The sequence below is a fragment of the Staphylococcus sp. SM3655 genome (assembly GCF_016917315.1).
Classification (GTDB): Bacteria; Bacillota; Bacilli; order Staphylococcales; family Staphylococcaceae; genus Staphylococcus; species Staphylococcus aureus.
The window spans coordinates 2,433,051-2,455,444 of record NZ_CP070305.1 but is presented as its reverse complement, the minus strand read 5'-3'; the positions used below and the strand labels follow the sequence as shown (position 1 = coordinate 2,455,444).

Genomic DNA, 22,394 nt, shown 5'->3' with positions numbered 1-22,394 from the left:
ATTTTGAATATGCCTGCAGTAACATACGAACACATTAAAACTTGTAAACAATCAGGTGCGCGTTTAGGTATCGTGCACACACCACACGGTTCATTTGAAACACCTATGTTTATGCCAGTTGGTACTAAAGCAACCGTTAAAACAATGAGTCCAGAAGAGTTAAGACAAATTGAAGCAAAAATCATTTTGGGCAACACATATCATTTGTGGTTACAACCCGGAAATGATATTATCAAACACGCTGGGGGATTACATAAATTCATGAATTGGGATGGTCCGATTCTTACAGATTCAGGCGGTTTCCAAGTGTTTAGTTTAAGTAATTTACGTAAAATTACAGAAGAAGGCGTGGAATTTAGACATCATACTAATGGGTCTAAATTATTTTTGAGTCCTGAGAAATCAATGCAAATTCAAAATGATTTAGGATCTGATATTATGATGGCATTTGATGAATGTCCACCGATGCCTGCTGAATATGATTATGTAAAAAAATCTATTGAACGTACAACACGTTGGGCGAAAAGATGTCTAGATGCACACCAAAGACCTGAAGATCAAGCATTGTTCGGCATTATACAAGGTGGCGAATATGAAGATTTAAGAGAACAAAGTGCAAAGGATTTAGTAGAATTAGATTTTCCTGGTTATGCAATCGGCGGTTTGTCAGTTGGTGAACCTAAACCGGTTATGTATAAAATGGTTGAACATACAGAGCAGTTTATGCCTAAAGATAAACCAAGATATTTAATGGGTGTAGGATCTCCAGATGCGTTAATCGAATGTAGTATTCGCGGCATGGATATGTTTGATTGTGTCTTACCGACACGTATTGCCAGAAATGGTACTTGTATGACATCGCAAGGTCGTTTAGTTATTAAAAATGCAAAATTTGCAGATGATTTAAGACCGTTAGATGAGAATTGTGACTGTTATACATGTCAAAACTATTCAAGAGCGTATATACGTCATTTAATCAAGGCAGAGGAAACTTTTGGTATTCGTCTTACTACTATTCATAATTTACATTTTCTGCTAAAATTAATGGAAGATATAAGACAAGCCATTCGAGAAGATCGTCTTTTAGATTTCAAAGAAGAATTCTTCGAGCAATATGGATTAAATGTTGAGAACCCAAAAAACTTTTAAGCAAGAGGAGCGTATAAAATGCAATTTTCATTACTAATATATATAGTCGTAATTTTTGCGGTTATGTATTTCTTGATGATCAGACCACAACAAAAACGTGCGAAACAGCATCGTGAGTTGATTAATAACATTCAATCTGGTCAAAGAATTACAACTATTGGTGGTATTAAAGGTACTGTTAAAGCAGTAGATGAAACAACTGTTGTTATTACAGTTAATGGTCATGGTACTGAATTAACTTTCGAAAAACCTGCTATTAAACAAGTTGACCCTTCATAATGAGAAGTGGTATTAAAAAGGATGAAACGAATAGCGTTTCATCCTTTTTAAGTTATAAGTAGTATGTAGAATAGCTTATTTTTATTCCAAAAAAAGAAATTGTGATACATAATAATTGTTAAATTTAAATTAAATATATCTATGACTATTTTTACTCCCTGCTCTAGTATGTTAATATGTATAAGGCTAATAAATTTTGTAAGAAAGATTTAACTTGCGTTATAAAATAGTATTCAAGTATTCTAAATACATACGTAAATAATGAGGTGTTCATGTGAAGAAAAGTAGTAGAATAATTGCGTTCTTGCTTTTAGTCGTATTGTTGTTTGCCGGAATGGCTGCAACTTATAAAAGTGTTATAAAGAATGTCAATTTAGGACTTGATTTGCAAGGTGGATTTGAGGTGCTTTATCAAGTCGATCCTTTAAATAAAGGCGACAAAATAGATAAAAAAGCCTTACAATCAACAGCGCAAACATTAGAAAATCGTGTTAACGTTTTAGGTGTTTCGGAACCTAAAATTCAAGTTGAAGAACCTAATAGAATTAGAGTTCAACTTGCTGGTGTAACAGACCAGAATGAAGCACGTAAAATTTTATCTTCTCAAGCTAATTTAACAATTCGCGATGCAGAAGATAAAGTAAAATTAAGCGGTTCTGATATTAAACAGGGATCTGCCAAACAAGAATTTAAACAGGAAACAAACCAGCCTACAGTTACTTTTAAAGTAAAAGACAAAAACAAATTTAAAAAAGTAACGGAAGAAATCTCTAAGAAACGTGATAATGTCATGGTTGTTTGGTTAGATTTCAAAAAAGGTGACAGCTATAAAAAAGAAGCACAAAAGAAAAACCCTAAATTTATTTCTGCAGCAAGTGTTGATCAACCAATCAATTCTGATAGCGTAGAAATCTCGGGTGGATTTAAAGGACAAGAAGGCGTTAAAAAAGCAAAACAAATCGCCGAATTGTTAAATGCAGGTTCTTTACCAGTTGACTTGAAAGAAATTTATTCAAACTCAGTAGGTGCCCAATTTGGTCAAGATGCATTAGATAAAACTGTGTTTGCATCGTTTATTGGTGTAGCATTAATTTATTTATTCATGCTTGGATTCTACCGATTACCTGGTTTAGTAGCGATTATTGCATTGACAACTTATATCTATCTAACGTTAGTAGCATTTAATTTCATTTCCGGGGTTCTAACTTTACCAGGATTAGCGGCGTTGGTATTAGGTGTAGGTATGGCTGTAGATGCCAATATTATCATGTATGAGCGTATTAAGGATGAACTTCGAATAGGTAGAACGATAAAGCAAGCCTTTTCTAAAGCAAACAAAAGTTCATTCCTAACAATTTTTGATTCTAACTTAACAACAGTTATCGCCGCAGCAGTATTATTCTTCTTCGGTGAAAGTTCAGTTAAAGGTTTCGCGACAATGTTATTATTAGGTATTCTAATGATCTTTGTTACAGCCGTGTTCTTATCAAGATTCTTATTATCATTACTTGTTTCATCAAATATATTCAAAAATCAATTTTGGTTATTTGGTGTTAAAAAGAATAAACGACATGATATTAATGAAGGTGTAGATGTTCATGACCTTAAAACTTCATTCGAGAAATGGAATTTTGTTAAATTAGCTAAGCCATTAATTGGAGTAAGTATTTTAATTGTAGTTGTCGGTTTAGTTATTCTTTATATCTTCAAGTTAAACTTAGGAATTGATTTCTCAAGTGGTACACGCGTAGATTTCCAATCTAAACAAGCAATTACTCAACAAAAGGTAGAGCAAGTTGTAAAAGATAGTGGACTTAAAGCGGATCAAATTCAGATCAATGGTAAAGACAATAAAGTAGCAACTGTTCAATTTAAAGACGATTTAACGCGTGCTCAAGATAATAAATTGAGTGATAATATTAAATCGAAATTCGGTGACACACCTCAAATTAACACTGTATCACCAATTATTGGACAGGAATTAGCAAAAAATGCAATGCTTGCATTAATCTATGCATCGATAGGTATCATCATCTATGTATCATTACGATTTGAATGGCGCATGGGTCTTTCATCTGTATTGGCATTATTACATGATGTATTCATTATAGTAGCGATTTTCAGTTTATTTAGAATTGAAGTAGATTTAACATTTATCGCCGCTGTATTAACAATTGTCGGTTATTCAATTAATGATACAATCGTAACGTTTGACCGTGTACGTGAAAACTTACAAAAGGTTAAAGTGATTACGACAACAGAACAAATTGATGATATCGTTAATAGATCAATTAGACAGACAATGACACGTTCAATTAATACAGTATTAACAGTTATTGTAGTAGTAGTTGCTATACTATTCTTCGGTGCTCCTACGATATTCAACTTTACTTTAGCATTATTTATCGGATTGATTTCTGGTGTATTCTCTTCAATCTTCATTGCCGTTCCGCTATGGGGAATAATGAAAAAACGTCAGTTGAAAAAATCGCCGAAACACAAATTAGTTGTATATAAAGAAAAGAAATCGAACGATGAAAAGATTTTAGTTTAAAATGAATTAAGCGGTATGTGAAACAATAAAGAGTTCACATACCGCTTTTTACTTTATTTAAATTTAACAAAATATATATAAATAAGTTCCCGCATTCATTTTTAAAAAATGGTATAATTAAAGTCTTGATTATTTAGATAAGTGCTTTTTATTTAAAGTAATTTTAGATATAATGTCTTTTGGAAATGAGGCGTAAATATATATGATTAAACCGAAGTATAAGTGGAAATTAACTAAACCAGCTGAATACATAAGTGATGAATTAACATCAAAATTAAAGTTAACGCCAATCGTAAAAAAAATATTAGAAAGTAAATCGATTATTGATGAACAAGCAATAGAATCCATCATTTCAGATACAGATATCAATCATGATGCACTGCAATTGAGCGATATGACTAAGACTATTGAAAGAATTAAAAGAGCGATAGCGAATGATGAGAAAATCCTAGTTTATGGTGATTACGATGCCGACGGTGTTACCGCAACTACAATTTTAGTGATAACATTACAACTTTTAGGTGCACAAGTAGGATGGCATATTCCTAACCGCTTTACCGAAGGATATGGACCAAACGAACTAGCATTTAGAAATGCTCATGATGAAGGCATAACATTAATCATAACTGTTGATAATGGCATACAAGGTCATAATGAAATTAAAATGGTTCAAGATTTAGGAGTTGATGTCATTGTAACTGATCATCATGAAATTGGTAGTACATTACCAGAAGCATATGCAATCGTACATCCAATGCATCCATCGTTTAATTATCCGTTCCAACAATTGTGTGGTGCAGGTGTTGCATACAAATTAGCACAAGCATTGATTGAAAATGTACCTGATTATTTTAAAGCATTAGTTGCGATAGGTACCATTGCGGATTTAGTATCCTTAACTGATGAAAATCGATCATTAGTGAAACAAGGATTAAAAGTCTTAAATGATCAATGTCCGACCTCTGTTAAAGCATTGCTAAAAGAAGCGGGATACAATGACAATATTGATGAAGAAACAATTGGTTTTATTATTGGACCTAGACTTAATGCTGTAGGTCGTTTAGATGACGCATCATTAGCTTGCGAATTGTTGATGACTGACGACGAAGAAGAAGCTGCATTTTTAGCAGAACAAGTTGAACATTTTAACCGTGAAAGAAAAGATATTGTAGCAACTATCACAGAAGAAGCAATGGCTATGGCAGAAACGAAAGTTAAAAAGGGAGATTTATTTTTACTTTTAGCAAAAGAAAATTGGCATGAAGGTGTCTTAGGTATTGTTGCTTCGAAAATTGTCGAAACATTTGCTTTGCCAACATTAATTTTAAATATTGATAGGGAGCAAAATCATGCAAAAGGCTCCGCCAGATCAATTGATCAAGTGTCGATGTTTGAAATACTATCAGCACATCAAGAGTTAATCGCTAAATTTGGCGGCCATCATATGGCTGCAGGTATGACGATGGATATTGAAAATATAGAATCGTTAGCTGAAGGTTTAAATAAATGGATGAAAGAATTATCTAAAACAACTTCGTTAGATCCCGTAAAGCAAGTAGATGTATTATTAACAGAAAATGATATAACGATTAAAAATATTCGTGATATGAATCGTTTAAGACCCTTCGGAACAGATTTTTCTAGACCTATTTTTGAAATGGATGATTTATCAGTTTCTTCAGTTAAGGCGATAGGTCAACAAAAAAATCATCTAAAATTGACACTTGGTGAAAGTAATATCGCCGCGCTATTTTGGCAAAATGGACACTTAGAACCTGAGTTACAAGATGAACAGCCAATTAATATATTAGGATCTGTTCAAATCAACGAATGGAATGGTAATCAATCACCGCAAATAATTATTCAAGATATTGCGATGAATGAACAGCAAATATTAGATTATAGAAGTAAGCGAAAAAGTTTACCTTTTACAGAAAATGATGAAAATATTGTCGTGCTTATTCATCCTAAAAGTGATAAAGTAAATGCGAATGAATATTATTATGGTGAAGAAATTAAACAACAAACTGATAAAGTAGTATTAAGAGATTTACCAACGTCAATGGAAGACTTGTCTAATTCCTTGCAACAACTGCAATTTTCTCAACTTTATATAGTTTTGCAACATAATCATTCGATTTACTTCGATGGTATACCTAATATGGATATTTTTAAAAAGTGTTATAAAGCATTAATAACTAAACAAGAAACAAATATCCAGAAAGAGGGTATGTTATTGTGTCAACATTTAAGTGTGAAACCAGATACACTTAAATTCATGTTGAAAGTTTTCTTAGACTTAAAATTTGTAACACAAGAAGATGGTTTAATTCGAATCAATCAACAACCTGATAAAAGATCGATTGATTCCAGCAAAGTATATCAATTAAGACAACAACGTATGGATGTTGAAAAGCAATTATTATATCAAGATTTTTCAGAAATAAAAAATTGGATAAAGTCACAATTGTCGTGAGCAATTTAGGAGGAAATATTAATGGATTTAAAGCAATACGTATCAGAAGTTCAAGATTGGCCGAAACCAGGTGTTAGTTTCAAGGATATTACTACAATTATGGATAATGGTGAAGCATATGGCTATGCAACAGATAAAATTGTAGAATACGCAAAAGACAGAGATGTTGATATCGTTGTAGGACCTGAAGCGCGTGGCTTTATCATTGGCTGTCCTGTAGCTTATTCAATGGGGATTGGCTTTGCACCTGTTAGAAAAGAAGGGAAATTACCTCGTGAAGTCATTCGTTATGAGTATGACCTAGAATATGGTACAAATGTTTTAACAATGCACAAAGATGCAATTAAACCAGGTCAACGTGTGTTAATTACAGATGATTTATTAGCTACTGGTGGTACGATTGAAGCAGCAATAAAATTAGTTGAAAAATTAGGCGGTATTGTAGTAGGTATTGCATTTATAATTGAATTGAAATATTTAAATGGTATTGAAAAAATTAAAGATTACGATGTTATGAGTTTAATCTCATACGACGAATAATAAATAATATAATTTTATCAAATGAAATCCTTCATCAAATGTATAAGAACCCATGACTTAATTAAAAAAGTTGTTTAAGTTTTCTTAACATGAGATGTTAGGATTTTTTATTTACTGAAAATGTTAGATGATTGAGCATTATACCTTAATAACATCGTTTATTTATTTCATAAATTGTAGTATCATAGAACTAATATTTAAAAAATGAAACAGTAGATTTAGGTCGAATTTTTGTAAAAGTTTTAAAAGTAGGAATAGTATACAAATTAAACTCGCTCAAGTAAAATTAATATTACGATTAATGACGACAGGATAAATATTTATCGTCGACGGACGTATGATTGGTGTGGGACAAATACTATTCAACAAGAGTACCTAAATCATTGTTTAAGGCGAAGTAATAAATATGAATGGGGTGTATCATATAATGAACAACGAATATCCATATAGTGCAGACGAAGTTCTTCACAAAGCAAAATCATATTTGTCAGCAGATGAATATGAGTATGTTTTAAAAAGCTATCATATTGCTTATGAAGCACATAAAGGTCAGTTCCGAAAAAACGGATTACCATACATTATGCATCCTATACAAGTTGCAGGTATTTTAACAGAAATGCGATTAGACGGACCGACGATTGTCGCAGGTTTTTTGCATGATGTAATTGAAGATACACCGTATACATTTGAAGATGTAAAAGAAATGTTCAATGAAGAAGTTGCTCGAATTGTTGATGGTGTGACGAAGCTTAAAAAAGTAAAATACCGCTCAAAAGAAGAACAACAAGCTGAAAATCATCGCAAGTTATTTATTGCGATTGCCAAAGATGTACGCGTAATTTTGGTGAAATTAGCAGACAGATTACATAATATGCGTACCTTGAAAGCCATGCCGCGTGAAAAACAAATTAGAATTTCTCGAGAAACATTAGAAATTTATGCACCTTTAGCACATCGTCTTGGTATTAATACAATTAAATGGGAACTAGAAGATACGGCTCTTCGTTATATTGATAATGTGCAATATTTTAGAATAGTCAATTTAATGAAGAAGAAACGTAGTGAACGTGAAGCGTATATCGAAACGGCTATTGATAGAATACGTACTGAAATGGACCGAATGAATATCGAAGGCGATATAAATGGTAGACCTAAACATATTTACAGTATTTATCGGAAAATGATGAAGCAGAAAAAACAATTTGATCAAATTTTTGATTTGTTGGCGATACGTGTTATTGTCAATTCTATTAATGATTGTTATGCGATACTTGGGTTGGTGCATACGTTATGGAAACCGATGCCAGGACGTTTTAAAGATTATATTGCAATGCCTAAACAAAATTTGTATCAGTCATTGCATACTACAGTAGTAGGTCCAAATGGAGACCCGCTCGAAATCCAAATACGAACGTTTGATATGCACGAAATTGCTGAGCATGGTGTTGCAGCACACTGGGCTTACAAAGAAGGTAAAAAAGTAAGTGAAAAAGATCAAACTTATCAAAATAAGTTAAATTGGTTAAAAGAATTAGCTGAAGCGGATCATACATCGTCTGACGCTCAAGAATTTATGGAAACCTTAAAATATGACTTACAGAGTGACAAAGTATACGCATTTACCCCAGCGAGTGATGTTATTGAGTTGCCATATGGTGCTGTGCCGATTGATTTTGCTTATGCGATTCACAGTGAAGTAGGTAATAAGATGATTGGTGCCAAGGTGAATGGCAAAATTGTACCAATTGACTATATTTTACAAACAGGCGATATTGTTGAAATACGTACTAGTAAACATTCATATGGACCAAGTCGTGATTGGTTGAAAATTGTTAAATCGTCTAGTGCCAAAGGTAAAATTAAAAGTTTCTTCAAAAAACAAGATCGTTCATCTAATATTGAAAAAGGCCGAATGATGGTTGAAGCTGAAATAAAAGAGCAAGGATTTAGAGTCGAAGATATTTTGACAGAGAAAAATATTCAGGTTGTTAATGAAAAATATAACTTTGCAAATGAAGATGATTTATTCGCAGCTGTAGGATTTGGCGGCGTGACATCCTTACAGATTGTTAATAAATTAACTGAAAGACAACGTATTTTAGATAAACAACGTGCTTTAAATGAAGCACAAGAAGTTACGAAATCATTGCCTATTAAAGACAACATCATTACTGATAGTGGTGTCTATGTAGAAGGTTTAGAAAATGTACTTATCAAGTTGTCAAAATGTTGTAATCCTATACCAGGTGATGATATTGTAGGTTATATCACCAAAGGTCACGGTATTAAAGTACATCGCACTGATTGCCCAAATATTAAGAACGAAACTGAACGACTAATTAATGTTGAATGGGTAAAATCAAAAGACGCAACTCAAAAATATCAGGTTGATTTAGAGGTAACTGCGTATGACCGAAATGGCTTGTTGAATGAAGTACTACAAGCTGTTAGCTCGACAGCCGGCAATTTAATTAAAGTTTCAGGACGTTCAGATATTGATAAAAATGCAATAATAAATATTAGTGTCATGGTGAAAAACGTGAATGATGTTTATCGTGTGGTAGAAAAGATCAAACAACTTGGTGATGTTTATACAGTAACAAGAGTTTGGAACTAGAGGTGCAAAATATGAAAGTAGTTGTACAAAGAGTTAAAGAAGCATCGGTGACGAATGATACATTAAATAATCAAATCAAAAAAGGATATTGTTTATTAGTCGGTATCGGTCAGAACTCTACAGAGCAAGATGCAGATGTAATTGCAAAGAAAATTGCTAATGCAAGATTATTTGAAGATGACAATAATAAATTAAACTTTAATATCCAACAAATGAATGGTGAAATACTATCAGTTTCACAATTTACTCTCTATGCAGATGTAAAAAAAGGTAACCGTCCAGGTTTCTCAAATTCTAAAAATCCTGATCAAGCGGTAAAAATTTATGAGTATTTTAATGATGCGCTACGAGCGTATGGTCTTACTGTGAAAACAGGTGAATTTGGAACACACATGAATGTTAGCATAAATAATGATGGTCCAGTCACTATTATTTATGAAAGTCAGGACGGCAAAATTCAATGAAAAAAATAGAGGCATGGTTATCTAAAAAGGGTCTTAAAAATAAACGTACTCTAATAGTAGTGATTGCCTTTGTCTTATTTATCATCTTTTTATTTTTATTGCTGAATAGCAATAGTGAAGATAGTGGGAACATCACGATAACTGAAAATGCTGAATTACGTACAGGTCCAAACGCTGCGTATCCAGTCATATATAAAGTTGAGAAAGGTGACCATTTTAAAAAGATTGGTAAAGTAGGTAAATGGATTGAAGTTGAAGATACATCCAGTAATGAAAAAGGTTGGATAGCTGGATGGCACACAAATTTAGATATTGTCGCGGATAATACGAAGGAGAAAAATCCTTTGCAAGGTAAAACAATAGTGCTTGATCCTGGTCATGGAGGTAGTGACCAGGGTGCTTCAAGCAATACTAAATATAAAAGTTTAGAAAAAGACTATACGTTGAAAACAGCAAAAGAATTGCAACGTACTTTAGAAAAAGAAGGCGCAACTGTTAAGATGACAAGAACAGACGATACATATGTTTCACTAGAAAATCGTGATATCAAAGGCGATGCCTATTTGAGTATACATAATGATGCATTAGAATCATCTAATGCAAATGGAATGACAGTTTATTGGTATCATGATAATCAAAGAGCTTTAGCAGATACGTTAGACGCTACGATTCAGAAGAAAGGTCTACTTTCTAATCGCGGTTCAAGACAAGAAAATTATCAAGTGTTAAGACAAACAAAAGTTCCTGCTGTTTTATTAGAATTAGGTTATATTAGTAACCCAACTGATGAAACGATGATTAAAGATCAATTACATAGACAAATTTTAGAACAAGCAATTGTTGATGGCCTTAAAATTTATTTTTCTGCGTAGGGCTTGCAAAAATATGTGAAAGTAGTTATCATTGATATTGAATTTTATAACTAAAACCGTTAGTATTCTTGAAATGGTAAATGAAATAGGTAGCAATCTAACTAAGATTGTGTAGGAATATAATCCATAGACTGAAAGATTATGCTGAGTAGTTTATATACATTGAACACAAGAAGAGGTGCTTTATGAAAAGTAAAGCCGTTAAACGTACGTTAAACGTTTTGAGTGGGTTTATTTAATGCACGCTTATAAAAAGTAATGATGATTACAATTAGGCATGTTTTTTAAACCAATGAGGGTGGCAACACGGATATTCGTCCCTTGTGCAGTTTCAGGCTGTGCAAGGGCTTTTTCTTTTGCTTTTAAAATTATGATTTATCATGCAAAGTTAAGTGATCGTATATAGTTTTAGTTTTAAAAAGGTAATTAAATAAAATAGTTTGCCGAGGGAGATGTCAAAATGATTAAAATACCTAGAGGGACGCAGGATATTTTACCTGAAGATTCAAAGAAATGGCGTTACATTGAAAATCAATTAGATGAATTAATGACATTTTATAATTATAAAGAAATAAGAACACCAATTTTTGAAAGTACAGATCTTTTTGCAAGAGGTGTTGGTGATTCAACCGATGTCGTACAAAAAGAAATGTATACATTTAAAGATAAAGGCGATAGAAGTATTACATTAAGACCTGAGGGAACAGCTGCAGTTGTGCGTTCATATATTGAACATAAAATGCAAGGTAATCCAAACCAACCAATTAAACTTTATTACAATGGACCGATGTTTAGATATGAACGTAAGCAAAAAGGGCGCTATCGTCAATTTAATCAATTTGGTGTAGAAGCTATTGGTGCTGAAAATCCTAGCGTAGATGCAGAAGTATTAGCTATGGTTATGCATATGTATCAATCATTTGGATTAAAACACTTAAAGCTTGTTATTAATAGTGTAGGGGATATGGCGTCTCGAAAAGAATATAACGAAGCGTTAGTGAAACACTTTGAACCAGTAATTCATGAATTTTGTTCAGATTGTCAATCACGTTTGCATACAAATCCGATGCGAATTTTGGATTGTAAAGTAGACCGTGATAAAGAAGCGATTAAGACTGCACCTAGAATCACTGATTTCTTAAATGAGGAATCTAAGGCATATTATGAACAAGTAAAAGCTTATTTAGATGATTTAGATATTCCATATATTGAAGATCCTAACTTAGTTCGTGGATTGGATTATTATACACATACAGCATTTGAATTAATGATGGATAACCCTAACTATGATGGTGCCATTACAACGCTTTGTGGTGGTGGCCGTTATAATGGTTTATTAGAATTGCTAGATGGTCCAAGTGAAACAGGTATTGGTTTTGCGCTAAGTATAGAACGATTATTGCTTGCACTTGAAGAAGAAGGTATCGAATTAGATATTGAAGAAAACTTAGATTTATTCATTGTTACAATGGGTGATCAAGCAGATCGATATGCTGTGAAGTTATTAAATCATTTGAGACATAATGGTATTAAAGCAGATAAAGACTACTTACAGCGTAAAATTAAAGGACAAATGAAACAAGCAGACCGTTTAGGTGCCAAGTTTACAATCGTTATTGGTGATCAAGAATTAGAAAATAATAAAATCGATGTTAAAAATATGACAACTGGTGAATCTGAAACAATTGAATTAGACGCATTAGTCGAATATTTTAAGAAGTAGAGAGGGCGTTAAAATATGAGTAAGAGAACAACTTATTGTGGATTAGTTACTGAAGCATTTTTAGGACAAGAAATTACATTAAAAGGATGGGTTAACAATCGTCGTGACCTAGGTGGATTGATTTTCGTTGATTTAAGAGATAGAGAAGGAATTGTACAAGTCGTGTTTAATCCTGCATTTTCAGAAGAGGCATTGAAAATTGCTGAAACAGTACGTTCTGAATATGTTGTAGAAGTTCAAGGTACAGTTACGAAGCGTGACCCTGAAACAGTTAATCCTAAAATTAAAACTGGCCAAGTTGAAGTACAAGTTACAAATATTAAAGTGATTAATAAATCTGAGACACCACCATTTTCTATAAATGAAGAAAATGTTAACGTTGATGAAAATATTCGATTAAAATACCGTTATTTAGATTTACGTCGTCAAGAGTTAGCGCAAACATTTAAAATGAGACATCAAATTACACGTTCTATTCGTCAATATTTGGATGATGAAGGGTTCTTTGACATCGAAACACCAGTACTAACGAAGTCAACACCTGAGGGTGCACGTGACTATTTAGTACCATCTCGTGTTCATGATGGTGAATTTTATGCATTACCACAATCACCACAATTATTTAAGCAATTATTGATGATTAGTGGATTTGACAAATACTACCAAATCGTAAAATGCTTCCGTGACGAAGATTTACGTGCAGATCGTCAACCTGAATTTACACAAGTCGATATTGAAATGAGTTTTGTAGATCAAGAAGATGTGATGCAAATGGGTGAAGAAATGCTTAAAAAAGTTGTTAAAGAAGTTAAAGGCGTTGAAATTAATGGCGCTTTCCCACGCATGACATATAAAGAAGCGATGCGTCGCTATGGTTCTGATAAACCAGATACACGTTTTGAAATGGAATTAATTGACGTTTCTCAATTAGGACGTGATATGGACTTTAAAGTATTTAAAGATACTGTTGAAAATGATGGTGAAATTAAAGCAATTGTCGCTAAAGGTGCAGCTGAACAATATACTCGTAAAGATATGGATGCTTTAACAGAATTTGTAAACATCTATGGTGCTAAAGGATTAGCGTGGGTTAAAGTTGTGGAAGATGGTTTGACAGGTCCAATTGGACGTTTCTTTGAAACAGAAAATGTTGAAACATTACTTACATTAACTGGTGCTGAAGCTGGTGACTTAGTAATGTTTGTTGCAGACAAACCAAATGTCGTTGCACAAAGTTTAGGTGCATTACGTGTCAAATTAGCTAAAGAATTAGGTTTAATCGATGAAACAAAATTAAACTTCTTATGGGTGACAGATTGGCCATTATTGGAATATGATGAAGATGCGAAACGTTACGTTGCAGCACATCATCCATTTACATCTCCAAAAGAAGCTGATATTGCTAAGCTTGGCACTGCGCCAGAAGAAGCTGAGGCAAATGCTTATGACATAGTATTAAATGGTTATGAATTAGGTGGCGGTTCAATCAGAATTCATGATGGTGAGTTACAAGAAAAAATGTTCGAAGTTCTTGGATTTACTAAAGAACAAGCACAAGAACAGTTCGGCTTCTTACTAGATGCATTTAAATATGGTGCACCACCACATGGCGGTATTGCATTAGGATTAGACCGATTAGTCATGTTATTGACTAATAGAACAAACTTGAGAGATACAATCGCATTCCCTAAAACAGCATCTGCTACATGTTTATTAACGAATGCGCCTGGTGAAGTTTCTGATAAACAATTAGAAGAACTTTCTTTGCGAATTCGTCACTAAATTTTAAAAAATCAATAAACTTTGGTTTGTTATAATTTCATTAATTTTAATTATGTGGTAATATAACATCATAAGATAGTCATCTGAGTTGTTCGTAAGTTTGCTTTTTAATTTGGGCCTAACACTCTTTGATCAAGGGAGCCCAATGGGTTTTCTTGCAGCGTACACGCCTTATATGAAGGACGTACAAAACAAGAAACAGGGCACCCACCTGTATATAACAGGCCGAATGATCAAGCTATTATAACTACGGCAATACGGACTCTATCGATACGCAAGACTTTGTCTTGCGTATTTTTATGCGTTTCTTTAAGTTTTTAATAAAGAATTAGTTGGGTTTTATAGCGTTTAATAAATGTTTCCTCGTTGAATTTTGGGAAAATAATCAAAGCGATAATGCTAAATATAAAATTTTAAGTTACTATGTACTTATGTATAAATCAGTGAAAGAGGTAAAATAATGAAACATCAATTTTCAAGAAATGAACTAGCGATTGGACAACAAGGTTTAGATTTATTGAAGCAACAAACTGTTGTCATACTTGGCGTTGGAGGTGTTGGTTCATTTGCTGCTGAAGCATTAGCAAGAACGAATATTGGTCATATTATATTAATAGATAAAGATGATGTTGATATTACAAATGTAAACAGACAATTACACGCTTTAACTACAACGGTAGGACAAAGTAAAGTTTCTTTGATGGAAGAACGTATTAAATTAATTAATCCAGATTGTAAAGTCACGCCCTTACATATGTTTTATACAGAAGAGACATATGAAGAAATTTTCGATAACTACGATATAGATTATTTTGTAGATGCAAGTGATACAATAATGTACAAAGTACACTTAATGAAAGAGTGTCTTGACCGAGGGATTAAAGTGATTTCCAGTATGGGTGCTGCAAATAAAACAGATCCAACACGTTTTACAATTTCAGATATCTCTAAAACACATACCGATCCAATGGCCAAAATTATTCGTCAAAAATTGAAAAAACTAGGAATTCGTAAAGGGATTCCAGTTGTATTTTCAGATGAAAGTCCAATTGTCATAAGAGAAGATGTAAAAGATATAGTTGGAGATAAAAATGCTATCAATCGAAAAGGACAAATGCCACCTTCTTCAAATGCCTTTGTGCCAAGTGTTGTTGGATTAATTTGTGCTAGTTATGTGGTGAATGACGTATTAAAAGATATTCCAGTTCGTCGCATTAAAGACAAAGGGCAATAATTCATTTTGAAAGTCATAATTTTCAACGTAAGGCAAGTGTAACCACACCATAAAACTAAAACTGACTAGTTCGCAAGCATAGTAGAATATGCCTCGTATACTAGTCAGTTTTGATTTGATTATAGCTAAAATATCAAAGGTAATCGATTTAATCTTATTTTTACGGCCTTTGTTTAAGTAAGTTGTTATATATTTCTTTGAGTTGTTGTTCACTTTTAGATGTCGTTTTTGGTTCATAATAAATTTTGTTTTTAAGTTTATCAGGTAAATATTGCTGTGAAACATAGCCATTAACATATTGGTGTGGATATTTGTAACCAATAGATCGGCCTAGATCTTTAGCACCTTGATAATGTCCATCTTTTAAATGGTTTGGAATTTGGCCCACATGACCGTTTCTAATATCGGACAATGCACTATCAATGGCACTCATTGCTGAATTTGACTTAGGTGATAAGCATAGTTCGATTACTGCTTGGCTTAGTGGAATTCTAGCTTCTGGTAAACCTAGACGTTCTGCTGATTCAATAGCAGCAAGTGTTCTCTGACCAGCATTAGGTGAGGCTAAGCCTATATCCTCATAGCTAATTACAAGTAATCGTCGAACTATTGTAGGTAAATCTCCAGCTTCAATTAATCGTGCTAAATAATGTAAAGCGGCATTGACGTCGCTACCACGGATAGATTTTTGGAAAGCGCTCATAACATCGTAATGCATGTCACCATCCTTATCACTTACAAATGCACCTTTTTGTAAACAGTCTTTAGCATCTTGCAATGTAACATGTCGATAACCGTCTTTGTCATTATCTGCGCTTAATACAGCTAATTCCAATGCATTTAACGCACTACGAACATCACCTTGACTTTGTGTAGAAAAGTAGGTCATGGCATCTTCATCAATTTTGGGTTGATATGTTTTCAAACCATTCTCTTCATCTTCTATTGCACGAGTTAACGCTTGGCGCACATCTTCATCATTTAAAGGATATAACTCAAAAATTTGCGCTCTTGAACGAATCGCTGGATTGATAGCATGATAAGGATTTGAAGTTGTAGCACCGATCAAGACGATTTTGCCATTTTCTAAATGAGGTAATAAAAAGTCTTGTTTAGCTTTATCTAGTCGATGTATTTCATCTAATAACAAGATAACTTGACCAGACATTTTAGCTTCTTCAACAACAAGTTGCATATCTTTTTTAGTGTTAGTTACAGCATTCAATTGTCTGAATTTATATTGCGTACTGCCCGAAATTGCTTTGGCAATACTTGTTTTGCCTATACCAGGTGGACCATAAAAAATCATTGAAGTTAATTTTTTTGTATCAACCATTCTTCTGATAATGCCTCTTGGTCCAACTAAATGTTGTTGGGAAATGATTTCATCTATATTTTTTGGGCGCATTCTCGATGCTAATGGTTCTGTACTCACATTTGTCACACCTTTCTTATACTATCTTAACTCAAAAAATGCTAAAATGGGAATATCAATATTCGAATTAAGTGAGGTTATACAATGAAAATTTCTACTAAAGGGAGATATGGACTTACATTGATGATTTCTCTTGCTAAAAAAGAGGGGCAAGGATGTATATCATTAAAGTCAATTGCTGAAGAAAATAATTTGAGTGATTTATATTTAGAACAGCTTGTAGGTCCTTTAAGAAATGCGGGGTTAATTCGAAGTGTACGCGGTGCTAAAGGTGGATACCAATTAAGAGTGCCAGCGGAAGAAATCTCAGCAGGGGATATTATAAGACTGTTGGAAGGTCCAATTACATTTGTTGAAAGTATTGAATCAGAACCACCTGCGCAAAAACAACTATGGATTCGCATGAGAGATGCAGTGAGAGATGTTTTAGATAATACAACATTGAAATATTTAGCGGAATATGTAGATACAAGCGAAGATTTAGACGGATACATGTTTTATATTTAATCGTATAAATACTATACTATAACATAAAAACTTCATATTATAATGTTTAGCGAACCTCCTTAGTGGTATATAAATATATACATCCAAGGAGGTTTCACTATGGCAGACGAAAGTAAGTTCGATCAATTTAAAGGAAATGTTAAAGAAACAGTAGGTAACGTTACTGATAACAAAGAATTAGAAAAAGAAGGTCAGCAAGATAAAGCGACTGGTAAAGCAAAAGAAGTTGTTGAAAATGCTAAAAACAAAATAACTGATGCAATTGATAAACTTAAAAAATAAGTTCAATTAAACTAATTAAATATAAGAGGAGCGATTAATATGAGTTTTATGGATAAAGCTAAAGACGCAGTAGAAAAATTTAAAAATAGCGATAATGAACAAGTTAAAAATGTAAAAGATAAGATAAATGAATATACAGGATCGAATAACGAAGAGAAAAAAGAAAATGAAGATAAAGAGAAATAAATTTCTTTAAATTTTGGATATGCTTTTCAATATTTTGAAAGCGCCCCATCAAATAAACACTAACACAGTGTAAAGTTGAAGGGGCGCTTTCATATTTGCTTTAGAATTTTAAGTGAATTTGAATCATTACTAAAATAAATGATTGAACAATAAAGACATCTTTTATTCAAAATGCTGTTACTGTTTATTTTTATTAATATTATGGATACATACTTTCACTTAGTTTATTTATCACATTATAAAGTGTTTTTTTCATTTATCTGATTTATAACATTCTTGAACCGACGATAAGAGTCTAATTGCATATCTTTATCATAAATATAACTTATTGCCATAATTTCGTTGACTTCACCATAAGTTTCCATAAAATCTTGAATTTTTTGTTGAACAGTATTTTCTGAACCTATTAATGATATTTTCTGTCTTTCCATAGCCATCGCATATTCTCTCGGCGTTAATATATTTTGTAGTTCATGTGTTGGCGGTTGAACGGGCTGCATTCTGCCACGAGTGATACTAACCATTACTTGTGCCATAGATGAAGCTAAATATTGTGCTTCGTCATCATTTTCAGCAACGATTGTATTTAAACATACAATAACATAAGGTTCGTCTAATACATCAGAAGGTTCAAATAACGTTTTGTAAATTTCGATAGCTTCTTTCATTTGTTGAGGTGCAAAATGTCCAGCGAACACATATGGAAGCCCTTTACGAGCAGCTAAATGTGCAGAATCTGTTGAAGAACCAAGAATATATAAAGGCACATTTTTACCTACTGCTGGATAAGCACGAACATATGCTTGTTGGTGAGCGGGACCGAAATATTGTTGTAATAATGAAACTTCTTCCGGAAATTTATAAACACCATCATGTTGATCTCGTCTTAATGCACTTGCGGTCATCATATCTGTTCCAGGTGCACGTCCTAATCCTAAATCGACACGATTTGGAAATAATGTTGCCATCGTGCCAAATTGTTCCGCAACGATTAATGGAGCATGGTTAGGTAACATGATTCCTCCAGAACCTACACGTATGTGTTTCGTATGTTCTAACGTATGTTGAATCAATAAAGCAGTCGCTGAACTTACTAGGTTGGGAGCGTTATGGTGTTCAGCAATCCAATATCTTTCATATGATAATTCGTCTAAATGTTGTGCGAGCTTAACCATATCATTAATTGCTGTTCGTTCATCTTCACCTTCTCGAATAGGGACAAGGTTTAATGCTGAATATTTAATCGCCATTTTTGTATCGTCCTTCCTTTTGTATGATATAAGAAGTATACCAATCGAATAACCAGATAAATATTAAATTGCTCATAACCAAAATAATAGTACGTTACATTTTACGAATGAAAAAATATCTGCAAATACTAAAATTTATAAAAAAGACAAGAATAAAGCGATAAACTTAAAAAAGCCTATCGAAAAGCATGTGTAGAAAATGGTAAAATATAATTAAAAACATTATAAATAAAGTTAAACAGAAAAGTAGAAAAATAGTATGTAAGGTGCTATTATTGGAACATTGATAAAATTGTGAGGAGTGTCCAAACATGGAAATTTATGCAGATTATGCTGCGACCACACCAGTAAAACCTGAAGTAGTAGATGCGATGATGATGATTTACAATTCGCATTATGGTAATCCATCATCAATACATGCTAAGGGAAGAGATGCGCGTAAATATTTAGATGAGTCAAGACGTCAAATTGCACAATTACTTGGTGCAGATACACATGAAATTATATTTACGAGTGGTGCAACAGAATCGAATAATACGGCAATTAAAGGCATAGTAAAAGCAAATGAACAATTGGGTAATCACATTATCACATCGAAGATTGAACATCATTCTGTGTTACATGTTTTTGAACAATTAGAGCGAGAAGGTTTTGATGTAACATATCTAGATGTTGATGATACAGGTGCTATTGATTTAGACCAACTTGAAGAAACAATTACAGATAAGACGATTTTAGTATCTATTATGTTTGTAAATAATGAAGTTGGCACAGTGCAACAAATTTATGATATTCAAGATATTATTGCTGAGACAAATGCATATTTCCATGTTGATGCGGTTCAAGCAATTGGACATCTTGATGTTAAGTTTGACGAATTTGAGATCGACGCAATGAGTATTACTGCTCATAAGTTTGGAGGACCAAAAGGTGTCGGTGCATTATTAGTTAAAGACCATGTCACATTAGATTATCCTCAACTTGGCGGTGAACAAGAATTGAAACGCCGTGCAGGTACTGAAAATCTTGCACAAATTGTCGGGATGGCTAAAGCATTACAATTAGCAGAAAAGAATCGAGACGATAACAATATTCATTTAATGAATTTAAAAGAACAATTTTTAGTTAAATTACAAGAAAGAGCGATTCCATTTGAATTAAATGGTTCAATGACGGATGCTACAGGCCATATTGTAAATCTATATTTTCCGTTTGTTGAAGTTGAAACGATGTTAACATTGTTGGATATGGCACAAATCTATGTGTCGTCTGGATCTGCATGTACAGCAGGCTCTACACAACCGTCGCATGTTTTAGATGCAATGTTCGAAGATGAAGAGCGATCAAATCATTCGATTCGATTTAGTTTTAACGAATTGACTACTGAAAATGAAATTAATGCAATTGTAGCTGAAATTCATAAAATATATTTTAAATTTAAGGAGGAGTCATAATTGTCAAATAAAGATATACGTGTTGTCGTTGGTATGTCAGGCGGTGTAGATAGTTCTGTAACAGCCCACGTCTTAAAAGAACAAGGTTATGATGTCATTGGCATATTTATGAAAAACTGGGATGACACTGACGAAAATGGCGTATGTACTGCAACTGAAGATTACAACGATGTTATTGAAGTGTGTAATCAAATTGGCATTCCATATTACGCTGTTAATTTTGAAAAAGAATATTGGGATAAAGTCTTTACGTATTTCTTAGATGAATATAAAAAAGGTCGTACTCCAAACCCAGACGTTATGTGTAATAAAGAAATTAAGTTTAAAGCCTTTTTAGATCATGCGATGAATTTAGGTGCAGATTATGTAGCAACAGGGCATTACGCACGCATACATCGTCATGAAGATGGTCATGTTGAAATGTTACGTGGTGTAGATAATAATAAAGATCAAACATACTTCTTGAATCAATTATCCCAACAACAACTTTCAAAAGTGATGTTCCCAATTGGCGACATCGAAAAGATTGAAGTGCGTCGAATTGCTGAAGAACAAGGACTAGTTACTGCTAAGAAAAAAGATTCTACAGGTATTTGTTTTATCGGCGAAAAAAACTTTAAAACATTTTTATCTCAATATCTACCTGCGCAACCGGGTGATATGATAACACTTGATGGTAAGAAAATGGGTAAACATAGTGGGTTGATGTATTACACAATAGGACAAAGACATGGTTTAGGTATAGGTGGAGATGGCGATCCTTGGTTTGTTGTCGGTAAAAATCTAAAAGATAATGTTTTATATGTAGAACAAGGATTCCATCACGATGCATTATACAGTGATTACTTAATTGCTTCAGACTATTCATTTGTAAATCCAGAAGATAATGACTTAGATCAAGGTTTTGAATGTACAGCTAAATTTAGATATCGCCAAAAAGATACGAAAGTTTTTGTGAAACGTGAAAACGACCATGCACTACGTGTTACTTTTGCTGAGCCAGTAAGAGCAATCACACCTGGACAAGCAGTTGTTTTTTATCAAGGTGATGTGTGTCTTGGTGGAGCAACAATTGACGATGTGTTCAAAAATGAAGGTCAATTAAATTATGTTGTATAAACAATGGCAACAATAAATTACTTATTTGAAGTTTCAACGTCGAAAATGACGAAAGACAGTTTTTGATGAGAATAATTCATGATGATAGAGTCTGGGACATCACAATGTCCTAGGCTCTACAATGTTATATTGGCGGGGCCCCAACACAGAGAAATTGGAACCCCAATTTCAACAGGCAATGGAAGTTGGGGACGGGGCCCAACACAGAAGCTGACGGAAAGTCAGATTTCAATAATGTGCGAGTTGGGGTAAACGAATTTAATTTTGTTAAAATATCATTTCTGTCCCACTCCCTATGCATGAGTCTAATTATGTATTCCTATTTTTAAGTACATAATAGTAGTGGCTAATGTGGAAGAACCATTACATAATAAACCGTTAATGGTTCTTAATCATTTCTATTCCATTCCCGCTTTTTCATGAATGAAGATGATATTAGATTATATTTTATTCGTTGTTAAGTGATTCGAG

The 22,394-nt window shown here is 33.2% G+C and carries 19 protein-coding genes and 1 other RNA gene; 18 read left to right on the top strand and 2 right to left on the bottom strand.

Annotated elements, in window-relative coordinates:
* Positions 1-9 precede the first annotated feature (9 nt).
* From tgt to JQN76_RS11905, 13 genes are all read left to right on the top strand, one after another.
* Positions 10-1,149: a tRNA guanosine(34) transglycosylase Tgt gene (gene tgt / locus JQN76_RS11965; RefSeq protein ID WP_001112045.1), complete on the top strand. Its 1,140-nt coding sequence runs from the start codon at positions 10-12 to the stop codon at positions 1,147-1,149.
* Positions 1,150-1,167: 18 nt separating this feature from the next.
* Positions 1,168-1,428, top strand: coding sequence for a preprotein translocase subunit YajC (gene yajC / locus JQN76_RS11960; protein WP_001160682.1), 261 nt, complete (start codon positions 1,168-1,170; stop codon positions 1,426-1,428).
* Positions 1,429-1,702: 274 nt separating this feature from the next.
* A complete protein-coding gene (gene secDF / locus JQN76_RS11955; RefSeq protein ID WP_000749795.1) occupies positions 1,703-3,982 on the top strand; it encodes a protein translocase subunit SecDF in 2,280 nt (759 codons plus the stop codon).
* Between the two features lie 202 nt (positions 3,983-4,184).
* On the top strand, positions 4,185-6,458 hold the full coding sequence (gene recJ, locus JQN76_RS11950; RefSeq protein ID WP_000594991.1) for a single-stranded-DNA-specific exonuclease RecJ: 2,274 nt from the start codon (positions 4,185-4,187) through the stop codon (positions 6,456-6,458).
* Positions 6,459-6,479: 21 nt separating this feature from the next.
* Complete coding sequence (locus JQN76_RS11945; RefSeq protein ID WP_000364542.1) at positions 6,480-6,998, top strand: adenine phosphoribosyltransferase; 519 nt, start codon at positions 6,480-6,482, stop codon at positions 6,996-6,998.
* 427 nt (positions 6,999-7,425) lie between these two features.
* Positions 7,426-9,615, top strand: a complete 2,190-nt coding sequence (locus JQN76_RS11940; RefSeq protein ID WP_001058583.1) for a RelA/SpoT family protein — start codon at positions 7,426-7,428, stop codon at positions 9,613-9,615.
* An 11-nt stretch (positions 9,616-9,626) separates the two neighbouring features.
* The gene (dtd, locus tag JQN76_RS11935) at positions 9,627-10,079 is read left to right on the top strand and encodes a D-aminoacyl-tRNA deacylase (RefSeq protein ID WP_000869983.1); all 453 of its coding nucleotides are present in this window, start codon (positions 9,627-9,629) and stop codon (positions 10,077-10,079) included.
* Positions 10,076-10,951: an N-acetylmuramoyl-L-alanine amidase family protein gene (locus JQN76_RS11930; RefSeq protein WP_000717800.1), complete on the top strand. Its 876-nt coding sequence runs from the start codon at positions 10,076-10,078 to the stop codon at positions 10,949-10,951. Before dtd ends, JQN76_RS11930 begins: the two co-directional genes overlap by 4 nt.
* 460 nt (positions 10,952-11,411) lie before the next feature.
* Positions 11,412-12,674, top strand: coding sequence for a histidine--tRNA ligase (hisS, locus tag JQN76_RS11925; protein WP_001836909.1), 1,263 nt, complete (start codon positions 11,412-11,414; stop codon positions 12,672-12,674).
* Positions 12,675-12,689: 15 nt separating this feature from the next.
* On the top strand, positions 12,690-14,456 hold the full coding sequence (aspS, locus tag JQN76_RS11920) for an aspartate--tRNA ligase (protein ID WP_000044799.1): 1,767 nt from the start codon (positions 12,690-12,692) through the stop codon (positions 14,454-14,456).
* A 77-nt stretch (positions 14,457-14,533) separates the two neighbouring features.
* A non-coding RNA gene (gene ssrS / locus JQN76_RS11915) (6S RNA) lies at positions 14,534-14,724 on the top strand.
* A gap of 64 nt (positions 14,725-14,788) precedes the next feature.
* The gene (locus JQN76_RS11910) at positions 14,789-14,917 is read left to right on the top strand and encodes a hypothetical protein (protein WP_001790559.1); all 129 of its coding nucleotides are present in this window, start codon (positions 14,789-14,791) and stop codon (positions 14,915-14,917) included.
* The gene (locus tag JQN76_RS11905) at positions 14,917-15,690 is read left to right on the top strand and encodes a tRNA threonylcarbamoyladenosine dehydratase (protein WP_000682646.1); all 774 of its coding nucleotides are present in this window, start codon (positions 14,917-14,919) and stop codon (positions 15,688-15,690) included. The genes JQN76_RS11910 and JQN76_RS11905 overlap by 1 nt, the downstream gene beginning before the upstream one ends.
* A 160-nt stretch (positions 15,691-15,850) precedes the next feature.
* Here JQN76_RS11905 and JQN76_RS11900 read toward each other — a convergent pair whose 3' ends face one another.
* The gene (locus tag JQN76_RS11900) at positions 15,851-17,125 is read right to left on the bottom strand and encodes a replication-associated recombination protein A (protein WP_000102740.1); all 1,275 of its coding nucleotides are present in this window, start codon (positions 17,123-17,125) and stop codon (positions 15,851-15,853) included.
* An 84-nt stretch (positions 17,126-17,209) separates the two neighbouring features.
* Here JQN76_RS11900 and cymR point away from each other — a divergent pair, with 84 nt between their 5' ends.
* From cymR to JQN76_RS11885, 3 genes are all read left to right on the top strand, one after another.
* A complete protein-coding gene (gene cymR / locus JQN76_RS11895) occupies positions 17,210-17,632 on the top strand; it encodes a cysteine metabolism transcriptional regulator CymR (RefSeq protein WP_000704122.1) in 423 nt (140 codons plus the stop codon).
* A 99-nt stretch (positions 17,633-17,731) separates the two neighbouring features.
* Positions 17,732-17,914 (top strand): CsbD family protein, encoded by a 183-nt coding sequence (locus tag JQN76_RS11890; protein WP_000752909.1) that lies wholly within the window; start codon positions 17,732-17,734, stop codon positions 17,912-17,914.
* Between the two features lie 39 nt (positions 17,915-17,953).
* The gene (locus tag JQN76_RS11885) at positions 17,954-18,100 is read left to right on the top strand and encodes an SAS049 family protein (RefSeq protein WP_000009238.1); all 147 of its coding nucleotides are present in this window, start codon (positions 17,954-17,956) and stop codon (positions 18,098-18,100) included.
* A 236-nt stretch (positions 18,101-18,336) separates the two neighbouring features.
* On the opposite strand, the gene JQN76_RS11880 is transcribed toward JQN76_RS11885, so the two are convergent.
* Entirely contained in the window at positions 18,337-19,350 is a 1,014-nt protein-coding gene (locus JQN76_RS11880) for an LLM class flavin-dependent oxidoreductase (protein ID WP_000985895.1), read from the bottom strand.
* A gap of 311 nt (positions 19,351-19,661) precedes the next feature.
* Here JQN76_RS11880 and JQN76_RS11875 point away from each other — a divergent pair, with 311 nt between their 5' ends.
* A complete protein-coding gene (locus JQN76_RS11875; RefSeq protein WP_000409158.1) occupies positions 19,662-20,804 on the top strand; it encodes a cysteine desulfurase family protein in 1,143 nt (380 codons plus the stop codon).
* The gene (gene mnmA / locus JQN76_RS11870) at positions 20,805-21,923 is read left to right on the top strand and encodes a tRNA 2-thiouridine(34) synthase MnmA (RefSeq protein WP_000066094.1); all 1,119 of its coding nucleotides are present in this window, start codon (positions 20,805-20,807) and stop codon (positions 21,921-21,923) included.
* Positions 21,924-22,394: the final 471 nt, after the last annotated feature.

What these genes read in the sequence shown, in the direction of transcription:
- tgt (WP_001112045.1), top strand. Translation starts at nt 10, where the DNA reads ATGCCTGCAGTAACATACGAACACATTAAAACTTGTAAACAATCAGGT.
- yajC (WP_001160682.1), top strand. Translation starts at nt 1,168, where the DNA reads ATGCAATTTTCATTACTAATATATATAGTCGTAATTTTTGCGGTTATG.
- recJ (WP_000594991.1), top strand. Translation starts at nt 4,185, where the DNA reads ATGATTAAACCGAAGTATAAGTGGAAATTAACTAAACCAGCTGAATAC.
- JQN76_RS11945 (WP_000364542.1), top strand. Translation starts at nt 6,480, where the DNA reads ATGGATTTAAAGCAATACGTATCAGAAGTTCAAGATTGGCCGAAACCA.
- JQN76_RS11940 (WP_001058583.1), top strand. Translation starts at nt 7,426, where the DNA reads ATGAACAACGAATATCCATATAGTGCAGACGAAGTTCTTCACAAAGCA.
- dtd (WP_000869983.1), top strand. Translation starts at nt 9,627, where the DNA reads ATGAAAGTAGTTGTACAAAGAGTTAAAGAAGCATCGGTGACGAATGAT.
- JQN76_RS11930 (WP_000717800.1), top strand. Translation starts at nt 10,076, where the DNA reads ATGAAAAAAATAGAGGCATGGTTATCTAAAAAGGGTCTTAAAAATAAA.
- hisS (WP_001836909.1), top strand. Translation starts at nt 11,412, where the DNA reads ATGATTAAAATACCTAGAGGGACGCAGGATATTTTACCTGAAGATTCA.
- aspS (WP_000044799.1), top strand. Translation starts at nt 12,690, where the DNA reads ATGAGTAAGAGAACAACTTATTGTGGATTAGTTACTGAAGCATTTTTA.
- JQN76_RS11905 (WP_000682646.1), top strand. Translation starts at nt 14,917, where the DNA reads ATGAAACATCAATTTTCAAGAAATGAACTAGCGATTGGACAACAAGGT.
- cymR (WP_000704122.1), top strand. Translation starts at nt 17,210, where the DNA reads ATGAAAATTTCTACTAAAGGGAGATATGGACTTACATTGATGATTTCT.
- JQN76_RS11890 (WP_000752909.1), top strand. Translation starts at nt 17,732, where the DNA reads ATGGCAGACGAAAGTAAGTTCGATCAATTTAAAGGAAATGTTAAAGAA.
- JQN76_RS11885 (WP_000009238.1), top strand. Translation starts at nt 17,954, where the DNA reads ATGAGTTTTATGGATAAAGCTAAAGACGCAGTAGAAAAATTTAAAAAT.
- JQN76_RS11880 (WP_000985895.1), bottom strand. Translation starts at nt 19,350, where the DNA reads ATGGCGATTAAATATTCAGCATTAAACCTTGTCCCTATTCGAGAAGGT.
- JQN76_RS11875 (WP_000409158.1), top strand. Translation starts at nt 19,662, where the DNA reads ATGGAAATTTATGCAGATTATGCTGCGACCACACCAGTAAAACCTGAA.